This window comes from Nostoc sp. UIC 10890, from assembly GCF_054786515.1.
In genome coordinates, this window is the sequence record NZ_JBSGKF010000027.1 from 1 (window position 1) to 11,197 (window position 11,197).

Annotated in this window: 8 protein-coding genes; 7 read left to right on the forward strand and 1 reads right to left on the reverse strand. The window is 41.4% G+C overall.

Features of this window, described 5'->3' with window-relative positions:
- Positions 1-81 precede the first annotated feature (81 nt).
- From ACWATR_RS37530 to ACWATR_RS37560, 7 genes are all read left to right on the forward strand, one after another.
- Positions 82-1,176: a cyclic nucleotide-binding domain-containing protein gene (locus ACWATR_RS37530; protein WP_460344682.1), complete on the forward strand. Its 1,095-nt coding sequence runs from the start codon at positions 82-84 to the stop codon at positions 1,174-1,176.
- 309 nt (positions 1,177-1,485) lie between these two features.
- Entirely contained in the window at positions 1,486-1,746 is a 261-nt protein-coding gene (locus ACWATR_RS37535; protein WP_460344688.1) for a hypothetical protein, read from the forward strand.
- 340 nt (positions 1,747-2,086) lie between these two features.
- Complete coding sequence (locus ACWATR_RS37540; RefSeq protein WP_460344691.1) at positions 2,087-3,094, forward strand: radical SAM protein; 1,008 nt, start codon at positions 2,087-2,089, stop codon at positions 3,092-3,094.
- 267 nt (positions 3,095-3,361) lie between these two features.
- Positions 3,362-3,973 (forward strand): 2OG-Fe(II) oxygenase, encoded by a 612-nt coding sequence (locus ACWATR_RS37545; RefSeq protein ID WP_460344694.1) that lies wholly within the window; start codon positions 3,362-3,364, stop codon positions 3,971-3,973.
- A 71-nt stretch (positions 3,974-4,044) separates the two neighbouring features.
- A complete protein-coding gene (locus ACWATR_RS37550) occupies positions 4,045-5,490 on the forward strand; it encodes an NHLP bacteriocin system secretion protein (RefSeq protein ID WP_460344697.1) in 1,446 nt (481 codons plus the stop codon).
- Positions 5,477-7,714: an NHLP family bacteriocin export ABC transporter peptidase/permease/ATPase subunit gene (locus ACWATR_RS37555; protein WP_460344700.1), complete on the forward strand. Its 2,238-nt coding sequence runs from the start codon at positions 5,477-5,479 to the stop codon at positions 7,712-7,714. The genes ACWATR_RS37550 and ACWATR_RS37555 overlap by 14 nt, the downstream gene beginning before the upstream one ends.
- 57 nt (positions 7,715-7,771) lie before the next feature.
- Positions 7,772-10,663, forward strand: coding sequence for an NHLP bacteriocin export ABC transporter permease/ATPase subunit (locus ACWATR_RS37560; protein ID WP_460344703.1), 2,892 nt, complete (start codon positions 7,772-7,774; stop codon positions 10,661-10,663).
- 106 nt (positions 10,664-10,769) lie between these two features.
- On the opposite strand, the gene ACWATR_RS37565 is transcribed toward ACWATR_RS37560, so the two are convergent.
- Positions 10,770-11,197, reverse strand: a 428-nt coding sequence (locus tag ACWATR_RS37565) for a WGR domain-containing protein (RefSeq protein WP_460344706.1), incomplete at its 5' end; no start/stop codon positions are given.

Below are 11,197 nucleotides of genomic sequence, written 5' to 3' on the forward strand. Positions count from 1 at the left end.
TCTTTGTAATAATTTGTGACAAGCGCCTCTGTATCTACATTTTTGACAATCACCATTAGTAAGACATAGGAAAATTGATTTATGACGGAAGTTTTACTTAAAGAATTAACTAATAGTGATATTGATTGGATGATTGCTACAGGTCATCAAAGAGAAATTACTGCTGGAAATTTACTTATCCAAGAAGGAAAAACTGCCGATTCTCTACATATATTACTGGATGGAATTTTAACAGTTAGCGTTTCTCAACCAGACAACAGCCCTTTGAATCGTGCTTTTGCAGCAATCGAAGGTGGTGAAATCTCAGGTCGGGAAATTATAAGATTATTCAGTGGGGAAGTAGTGGGAGAACTACCATTGAGAGGTAATCGCCCAACTGCTACAACTATTAAAGCTCTACAAAAATCGCTAGTGATGTCAATTCCTCAACAGAAATTGGCAGCAAAGTTGCAGCAAGACGTTGGTTTTGCTTCACGCTTTTATCGGGCGATCGCCATTATGCTTTCAGAGAGAATTCAAAGTACCATTAATCAACTTGGTCGTAGCAACTTGGCGCAAGGTCAACCACTCAGAGATGTGTTATTTATTTTGGGAGAATTACATGATAGTGACATCGATTGGATGATGGCTTATGGCACTGTGCAGAAAATTCCTGTTAATACTACACTCATCCGTGAAAGAGGGACTGTGGATGCAGTATATATTCTTTTAGATGGCATAATGTCTCTGTCTATTACTGAAGATGAACGTAATCCTTTAGCACGTGCTTTTGCTGCGATCGAGGGTCATGAAATTTCTGGTAGAGAAATAGCAAGATTATCCAAAGGCGAAATTGTCGGTGAAACACCCTTTATTGATGGTCGTCTGCCTTCTGCAACCGTTAAGACCATTGAAGACTCGATTGTTTTGTCAGTTCTCCGACAGGAAATGGCAGTAAAGTTACAACAAGATTTCGGATTTGCATCTCGTTTTTATCGTGCGATCGCTACTTTGCTTTCCCAGAGATTGCAAGGAACGCTGAGTCAGCTTGGTTATGGTAGGCGGGTTTATAGCCAAGGCTTATCATTGGCTGAAAGTGCAGAATATGACGATGAGTTGAATGATAGCGTTTTAGATGGTGTTGCGATCGCAGGGAAAAGATTCGATTGGATGTTAGGACGGTTAAAAGGAATTTGAATTTCTGAATAGAGAGCACATCACATTATTAGATAGTAAAATTATAGGGAAAAATCATAGTCTTATCTAAAAATTGTGCATTTTTTTTATTAGCTTTACCGTTTATTATCATAACAGGATTTAAAAGTTAGTCACTCACTGAAAAACAAGCTTGTCATTCGCATCCGCGAAATTACTTCATTTGTGTGGTTGAAAAATGTATTATTTATTGACTATCAAATTAAGTTTGTTCGTTATTTGGTGTAGATAATTGTTTGAGTGTTATAACTCTGAGAAATCTCAGCTTACCTAACAAATAAGGAGTAGATTATGTCAAATACAAATGAAGATATCCAACCTAAACAAGCAAAAGACCTTGTAAATATCGATGAAACAGGAAAAGTAGTAATTAATAGTATCGAGTTAGCAAAGATGACCGAGGAATTAAGCCTGGAAGAATTAGAGGCAGTATCTGGAGGAACAAATATTGATCTTATTTGTCCCAGCACCACTAATCCGGGCTGTAACCTTGTTGCAGGATGTGGGGGTGGGGGCAAGGAACCTAAACTGGAGCAATCTATCGTTTTATAAGCAACTGAGGTACACCCAAATCTTGTTTACCAAGGTTAGTAGCTTTAAAAACGTACCTCACTAGGTCGGGAACCGCTATAAAGAAATAAATCAGTCATGCTCATAGCAACTAAAATAATTTCTGCAACCTCAAAAATACGGTTTTCTTAGAAAAAATAAATCCTCAGATATTGCATCAAAAACAAACTAAGATTGTTATAAATCTTAGTTTTTAGGATTGCTGCTAACAGCCAGAAAGCTAAATTCTGTTAAACTTTCTGCCTGTTAGTAATCTTTTATTGCTATGAGTCTGCGACTCTTATATTCAGTAATTTTTTCACACATTAATAAGGATAATTCAATGACTGCGGTAATTTCTCAATTCACCAAAACTGATTCTGACAATCTGCGCCGGGTTGGACTGATATCAAACCGTTATTTAAATCTGATAATCATGCCAACAGAAAATTGTAACTTTCGTTGTACATACTGTTATGAAGATTTCGCTGTAGGACGCATGAAACAAGAAACAATTATGGGAATTAAATCATTAATTGATAGACGCTGTAGTGATTTGGAACATTTACAAATATCATGGTTTGGTGGAGAACCTTTAACTGCTAAAGATATTGTGTTTGAAATTTCTGAATATGTTATGGCACTAGTCCGTAAGTATCCAAAGTTACGTTATGAAGGGGATATGACAACAAATGCATATTTTCTAGATTACAATACAACCGCAGCCCTAGCAAATGTAGGAGTTCGCTCTTATCAAATATCTCTTGATGGACCCCGCGAAGTACATAACAAAAGCCGAATTCGTGCGGATGGTAGCGGCACTTATGACAAAATTTGGGATAACTTACTAGCAATCCGTGATAGCTCATTACCAGTTTCTATTCTGCTTCGTATTCACTTTACTGTCGATACTCTTAAACTGCTTGATCCGTTAATTGAGGATATCAGAAGAGAATTTATTCATGACTCTAGATTTTCTGTGTTATTTAAGGCTATTGAGCGTTTAGGTGGTTCTAATGATGAATCCATAAAAATCTTATCTGAAGCAGAAAAAGAAGAGGCAATTCAATTACTAAAATTCAAGCTAATTGGTGAAGATACACCATCATCACAAGGTTTATTTTCACAGCCACATATCTGTTATGCCTCACGACCAAACTCTTTGGTAATTCGCTCAAATGGTGACGTAGCAAAGTGTACAGTAGCTCTTTACGATGAACGAAATAAGATTGCTTCTTTACAACCGGATGGAATGCTAAAGCTAATACCAGGTCGTCTTGCTCCCTGGGTTCGTGGAGTTGAAACACTTGACGCAGAGACACTCGCGTGTCCCCTTGTTAATCTAACCTAAAGCAACAGCGATCTGAATGAGTAGTATGCTATGTCAATCAATAACTGATTCCTACACTAAATTATTTTGGAACCTTGTGCGTTATGTGTCCAAAAACTGCGGTAGCAGAGGACACAGATGCACCCAATAAGTACAGGTCGATTGTGTAGTTTTTAACAGCATACAATTTCTATGCAAAGTGTGCCGCTTTATAACTACTAAAAACATTACATCAGAGGCTTTTTATCTGCCAAAGCTTATGTGATATCTCATAAAAATAGTATAAATATGCTGAATACTGATCATTTATCTAAGCTTGGGTTTTTTATCGCTAGAGGTTTTTTAGATGATGATTTATGTGCAAAAAGTCGCTCGGAAATGTCTTTAGGTTCTAATATTCCAGCGATGGTAACATCTGGAAAAGAGGAAATAATTAAGGACAACATTCGTCGAAATAAGGTCGTACAAGTTTCTGCATCAACTATCTCATTTATAAAATATCGCTTACTGGCTATTAAACCAATGCTAGAGGAGCATTTCAACCTATCGCTTACAGATTGTCAAGAACCTCAGTTTTTAGCATATAAACAGGGAGATTTTTTTATATTTCATAGTGATAGGAGTGATGATCCAGATAAACCAGAGTACGTAAAAGCACGTCAGATATCTGTAGTTATTTTTTTAAATAGCGCGACTAGCGAGTATGAAATAGATTCTTATAGTGGAGGTTATTTAAAATTCTATGCCTATGATATAGTTAGCGATACTTCTTTAAAGAAGGCCGGCTTTTCTTTCAGTGGCGAAACTGGATTGCTAATTGCTTTTCGCTCCGATATTCGTCACCAAGTTCAAACTGTTACCTCTGGCGAACGATTTACTATTGTGAGTTGGTTCTTCTAAGCTCACTTTTAAATGTTCTTTTACAAAAGATTTTTAATTACCAAAATCTATCCGAGACTGACCTAAAGTGAATGTTAAACCAGAAACGCAGTATATTCCGTAAAGAATCCCTAGAGCGATTATCTTCTCCTGAAAGACTAGACCAACTTATGCAGGTAGTCAGCCCTAGAAGCTGGCTACCTCTTGTCGCATTGGGTTCTATCGTCGGAGTAGCTGTTATCTGGAGCATTTACGGTCGCATCCCCATTACCGTCGAGGGTCAGGGTGTACTAATTTACCCCAGCAATGTTGTACCCCTGCAATCAAAAAGTGCTGGGCAATTAATGGCTCTCAATATTAAAGTTGGGGATGTCATCAAAAAGGGGCAAGTACTAGCAACAATTGACCAAGCGGAACTCCGCAAACAACTGCAACAGCAGCAAGCAAAACTCACGCAACTAGAGTCACAAGATGAAGCGGTTGGTTCATTGCAAGGACAAAGGCTAGAACAAGAAAAGCGATCGCAATCCCAACAAAGCCAATACCTCCAACAACGTATACTGGAACTACGAGCCATCACGCCTCTTTTAAAAACCAAGGGCAACACCTCAATTGAGCAGCAACGTCAAGGTTTACAGCAACGTCTTTTGCAAGCCCAAGCCTTGAACCCTGTTTTCCTCCAAAGAATGGAAATTCGCAGACAATTCAAAAAAGAAGGTGCGATTTCTGGTGATGAAGCTCTCACGGCTGAACAAGAATATTTGCAAAACCTGGAAAAAATCTCTGACATTCAAAATCAGTTGAAAGAACTGGATGTAAAAACGACTCAAACAGAAAAAGATTACCGTGAAAACTTGAGTACCATTTCTGACCTGCAAGCTCAACTAAAAGAATTAGATAGCAAACAAGCTTCTGTAGCTCAACAAGACCTAGAAAGTGTCACCACCCGAAAAAAAGAAATTCAAGAAGTTAAGCGGGAAATTGCCCAATTAGAAGTGCAATTAGGTGGCAACAGTCAAATCATTAGCCAATATAGCGGACGGATTTTAGAAATCACGCAGACACCAGGGCAAGTTGTTGAAGCTGGTACACGCTTGGCAACTATCGAGGCAGAGAAACCCAAAAGCAAGTTAGTTGGTGTTACTTATTTCCCTGTAGCAGAAGGCAAGAAAATTAAACCAGGGATGAAAATCCAAATTACCCCCCAAACTGTCAAGCGGGAACGATTTGGCGGTATCGTTGCAAATGTTACTAATATCTCGCGCTTTCCGATTACAAAAGAAGCAGCTGCATCGGAGGTGGGTAATGCAGAGGTGGTGGAAGGTCTAGTCTCTCAACAAAAAGAAGGTTTGATACAAGTATTCTCTGACTTAGAGATAGATTCCAACACCCCAAGCGGCTATAAATGGTCTTCTTCTACAGGGCCAAAGCTGACTGTTTCTTCTGGGACTACCACTGTTGCACGAGTCAAGGTAGAAGAACGCGCTCCCATAACCTTTGTTTTACCTATCTTGAGGTCTGTTAGTGGTATCTACTAAATCTACCTTAGTAACACCGATTAATCCTTGGCGGTACTTACAAAAATTACTGCCAAGCAGAAGCACACGGGTAAAAACACCCACTCTTCTACAGATGGAAGCTGTGGAATGTGGGGCTGCTGCTTTGGGAATTATTCTCGGTTACTACGGTCGAATTGTGCCTTTACCACAATTGCGCCAAGATTGCGGAGTTTCCCGCGATGGCAGCAAGGCATCTAATATGGTCAAGGCTGCAAGAAACTATGGACTCGAAGCTAAAGGCTTTAAAAAAGAACTTAAGCAATTGTGGGAACTGCGACCACCTTACATTATCTTTTGGAACTTCAACCACTTTGTTGTCGTAGAGGGATGGAATAAACAGCGAGTTTTTCTCAATGACCCCGGTACAGGCCCCCGTCATGTATCTTTACAGGAATTTGACGAGGGGTATACGGGAGTGGTGCTGGTAATGGAACCAGGCGCGGAGTTTGTCAAAGGTGGTCGTAAACCCAGCATGATTTTGTCGCTGTCCAAAAGATTACGAGGCGCTGGGGATGCCTTAATTTACTGCATAGTCGCGGGATTTTTCTTAACTGTAGTTGGGCTGGTAATACCAGTGTTTAGCCAAGTGTTTGTAGATGACATCTTGATAGAGGGACGGCAATTATGGTTGCGTCCTTTGCTTGTGGGCATGGCGATCGCTGCTATACTTCAAGGATCGCTAACTTTACTACGGTTACGCTACCTGCGCCGCTTGAAAATCAAATTAGCTGTGGGTATGTCCAGCCGCTTCCTGTGGCATATCCTCCGCTTACCTGTTAGCTTTTACGCTCAACGATTTAGCGGAGAAATCAGTAATCGTACTACTCTCAATGACCAAGTAGCTGATATTCTGGCGGGACGATTAGCAACTACAATCATCGATACATTTATGGTGTTTTTTTATGCCCTGGTCATGGTGCAATATGACTGGGTACTGACCTTAATTGTAGTTAGCTTTGCTGCCGTGAATGTCTTAACTTTGCAACTAATTTCTCGTCAACGTGTAGACGCGAATCAACGATTGATTCAAGAATATGGAAAAGCTGCTGGTGTATCTATTGCCGCACTTCAAAGCATAGAAACAGTCAAAGCATCAGGGTTAGAGTCAGATTTCTTTTCCCGGTGGTCAGGTTATTATACTAAGGCTCTTAATTCCCAGCAGGAATTGGGGGTGACAAATCAGACATTCTCAGTATTACCCACGCTTTTATCCGCCCTTTCTTCGATGTTGTTGTTGGTTGTGGGTGGATTAAGGGTTATGGATGGACATCTTAGCATCGGAATGCTTATAGCCTTTCAAGGTTTGATGCTTAACTTTCAGCAGCCTGTAAACAATTTGGTCAACTTTGGTACAACTCTTCAAGAACTGGAGGGTAATTTGATTCGCCTTGATGATGTGCTGGATAATCCGATTGGGAAGGTAGGAGAGGCAGGGGGAGCAGGGGGAGTAAATTCTTCATCCGCTTATCTTGTTCCCAAATTGCAGGGATATGTGGAGTTGCAGAATATTACGTTTGGCTATAGCCGTTTAGAACCGCCATTAATTGAAAACTTTAACCTGTCAATTAAACCGGGACAACGAGTAGCTTTGGTAGGTGGAAGTGGTTCTGGGAAGTCTACCGTTGCCAAACTTGTAAGCGGACTTTATCAACCTTGGGCGGGAGAAGTTTACTTTGATGGTAAACCTAGAGAGCAAATTCCCCAACAACTGTTTACAAATTCTGTTGCAATGGTGGAGCAGGAAATTTTGTTGTTTGGCGGCACGGTTAGAGATAATTTGACTCTGTGGGATACTACTGTACCAGATAAAAGCTTGATGCGGGCTTGTCTTGATGCAGCGATCGCAGATGTAATTCTCTCTATGTCCGGTGGATTAGATGCCGAACTCATAGAAGGTGCTGCTAATTTAAGTGGCGGACAACGACAACGCTTAGAAATTGCTCGTGCTTTAGTGAATAATCCTTCAATCCTGATCATGGATGAAGCCACCAGCGCCCTAGATGCAGAAACAGAACAAATTATTGACCAGAATCTCCGCCGCCGAGGATGCACCTGTATAATTGTCGCTCATCGATTAAGCACCATCCGCGACTGCGATCAAATCATCGTCCTCGAACGCGGAAAGGTAGTACAACTTGGCACTCACAAAGAATTATGGCAAGTGGATGGTGCATATTCGCGCTTGCTGGGCACCCAAGGGTAGAGACGGTGAGCAGTAAATTACCATAAAACATTTAAAAATCTAAACCTAAAATCTAAAATGCTAATACAGGGGCAAGTTTATATAGTTAATGGCAATGAACCGATTCTACTGGATGACCCTTCACGGGTGTGGGTAATTCAGTCTGGCTCTATGGCTTTGTTTGCCGTCACAGTTAAAGATAATGTCATTGAAGGGATGCGTCGTTATCTGTGCAGTATTAGCCAAGGTGAAGCACTTTTCGAAACTGCTGCTAAATCTGCTAATCAGCATCGTCAGATTTTGGCAGTTCCAATTGGTGAGACTGAATTACTGCAAATACATAAGGAATGTTACTGCGAGTTAATAGCCAGTGGAGATGGTAAGGCGATCGCCTGGATAGAAAATTGGTTGTTACAAATCGGTAGTGTATTGTCGCAAATTACCATGCCAGCAATTCATGTAAAAGCTGAGGGACAATCACGATTTTCCCTAAACAATGGTCAAACTTTTCAGCCAAAAACAAGTGTCACCTGTTGGGTTCAACTGACTCAAGGGACTGTCCGCTTTCTGGGGTTTGAGGAATTAATTTTAACTACATCCACTACAGCATTCCCCCTGACTGACAAAATGTGGTTAGAAGCAGTGGAAGGAGTGCAACTTACTACTAAGACTACTAGCGAATTCCAAAATTCAGATATCCTTTTGACTGGGTTATCTCAACTGCACACTCAATTGCTACAATGCCTTAACCTGTTAGATGAGCGAGAAGTACAGGCAGAGATGACACGATTGCGCGATCGCCAACGCCTGAATCGTCAAGTTACAGCACAGGCTATAGGCTCTTTAGCATCAACGTTAAGTTCCCAAGATGGAGACTTTTTCTTAGAAGGTACTCCTTTGTTAGTTGCTGCTGGAGCCGTAGGGAGAGCTATGGGTGTAGAGATTCGTCCTCCGTCTCGCTCCGAAAACCTCAAGCTAATTAAGGAACCCTTAGAAGCAATTGTCCGGGCTTCACGCATCCGAATGCGGCAGGTACTATTGCGAGATAACTGGTGGGAAAAGGATTCTGGACCAATAGTTGCCTATACCCAGCAAGATAATCGACCAGTAGCACTGCTACCAATTAGTGCAACTCGTTATGAAATTTTTGATCCAGTTGAGCATACCCGCTTTCGAGTGGATGAGCGTATAGCTGCAACACTGGCCCCTGTTGCCTATATGTTTTATCGCTCTCTACCTGATAAAGTACTGCAAGCTATTGATATACTGCGGTTCACACTTAAAGGACGTAAGCAGGATCTGCTAGTAATTTTGTTTACGGGTATTGCCGTCACATTACTAGGGATGCTTACACCTTATGCCACGTCGATTATCATAGATAACGCAATTCCTGATAGCGACAAAGGATTATTGCTACAAATAGGATTGGGGCTACTTGTTGCAGCGTTGGGGACAGGTCTATTTGGGCTAACTCAGGGATTTGCTCTGCTGCGAATTGAAACAGGTGGAGATGCCGCCACTCAAGCTGGTGTCTGGGATCGTCTGCTCTCCTTACCAGTATCGTTTTTCCGACAGTACACAACCGGAGACATCTTCTCCCGTGTATCATCTGTGAGTACGATCAGTCGGCGAATCAGTGGGAGAACCTTAATCAATCTCCTTACTAGCTTGTTCGCGCTGTTTTACTTAGGACAGTTATTTTATTACAACTACCAATTAGCTTTGATTGCAGTTGCCTTTGCCATAGTTGCGATCGCTTTCACTACAGTCTCTGGTTTACTCTTGCTATCTAAGGTGCGTCCGCTTTTGGAACTACGGGGCAGTATTTTTGGACAAACAGTGCAGCTAATTAATGGTATTTCTAAGCTACATATTGCTGGGGCAGAGGAACGTGCATTTGCAGCTTGGAGTAAAAACTACACTCAACAAATTAAGCTAGAACTTAGTACACAACGGGTTGAAGATACTGTTGCGCTTTTTAATACAGTAATGCCCATATTAACGAATGGTGTGCTTTTCTGGTTTACTATTAGGCTACTTGAAAATCCTCAAACTTCAGGCGCTATTGAAATATCCCTTGGAACTTTCCTTGCTTTCAATACAGCTTTTAGTAACTTCACTAAGGGAACCACAGACTTAAGTAATACGGTTACAGAAATCTTGCAAGTTATCCCCCAGTGGCAACGCACCCAGCCTATTCTCTCGACTATACCAGAAGTGGATCTGTGCAAAGCCGATCCGGGCAAGCTGATTGGTAATATTACTTTAGAACATATTACTTTCCGCTACCGCAGTGATGGCCCGCTAACGTTGGATGATGTGAGTATCTCTGCTGCACCTGGGGAGTTTATTGCTTTAATTGGTAGTTCTGGTAGCGGGAAATCAACTATTCTCCGATTACTACTGGGATTTGAAACTCCACAAGCAGGTAGCATTTACTATGATGGTCAAGACTTATCTGGTTTAGATATAGATGCGGTACGCCGACAGTTGGGCGTTGTTTTACAAAATGGTCAGCTGAGTTCAGCTTCAATTTTCGAGAATATTGCAGGCGGCGCTCAGATTACTTTAGATGAAGCTTGGGAGGCGGCGCGAATGGCGGGATTCGCTGAGGATATCACCGCCATGCCAATGCAAATGCATACTGTCGTGAGTGAAGGAGGCGGTAATCTTTCTGGAGGACAACGACAACGGTTGTTAATTGCTCGCGCTCTGGCATTAAAACCCCGTATTTTGTTATTCGATGAGGCTACCAGTGCGCTCGATAATAGAACGCAGGCGATTGTCAGTGAAAGTTTAGATAAATTACAAGTTACCAGAATTGCGATCGCTCACCGACTAAGCACTATCCGCAACGCTCACCGCATTTATGTACTCCAGGCAGGTCGGGTTGTACAACAAGGGACTTTTCAAGAGTTAGCTGCTGTTGAGGGGCTATTTGCCCAGTTAATGTCTAGGCAAATGGCGTAGTTAGCTGAGTTTTGTGAGAGAAAAGTTAGGGATGGAAAGTACTTTTAATCCATCCCCTAAAAAAAAAAGAGCATGGCTAGCTTTTTGCCAGTCACGCTCCTGAACCTTATAAATGTCGCCAGAAGTTCTTACTGATAGTCTTAAGACTGACAACTGCGGTTTCTGCTGTTGCTTCAGGAGCATGACCAACAGCCACCGCAGCAGCAATTGGTGCAGGTGTCGCTAGCAGAGAATTGAGTAATTCTTGTTGATAGTCAATATCTGCTACTGTGCGGTAAACTCTGTGATAATTTATCTGCATCCCCAAAGGTGTTGGGACAATTTTCAGATATTCATTAAGAGCAGATATGTAGGTATCACCAAAATTCTGGAGAGCAACAGCCGGACGGATAATATTCAATAATTGAATAGCTCGTCTAATGTCTGCAACACTACGGCTAGCATCAATCTCTGGCTGACTTTCACGGTAGCCCTTGCCTTTTTTTTCTGCTACGAGATTATGAAATTTAGTAATGGCTCTTTGATGATTGCCTA

Excerpts from the sequence above, each read along its gene's own strand:
- ACWATR_RS37530 (WP_460344682.1), top strand. The coding sequence starts at position 82 with ATGACGGAAGTTTTACTTAAAGAATTAACTAATAGTGATATTGATTGG.
- ACWATR_RS37535 (WP_460344688.1), top strand. The coding sequence starts at position 1,486 with ATGTCAAATACAAATGAAGATATCCAACCTAAACAAGCAAAAGACCTT.
- ACWATR_RS37540 (WP_460344691.1), top strand. The coding sequence starts at position 2,087 with ATGACTGCGGTAATTTCTCAATTCACCAAAACTGATTCTGACAATCTG.
- ACWATR_RS37545 (WP_460344694.1), top strand. The coding sequence starts at position 3,362 with ATGCTGAATACTGATCATTTATCTAAGCTTGGGTTTTTTATCGCTAGA.
- ACWATR_RS37550 (WP_460344697.1), top strand. The coding sequence starts at position 4,045 with ATGTTAAACCAGAAACGCAGTATATTCCGTAAAGAATCCCTAGAGCGA.
- ACWATR_RS37560 (WP_460344703.1), top strand. The coding sequence starts at position 7,772 with ATGCTAATACAGGGGCAAGTTTATATAGTTAATGGCAATGAACCGATT.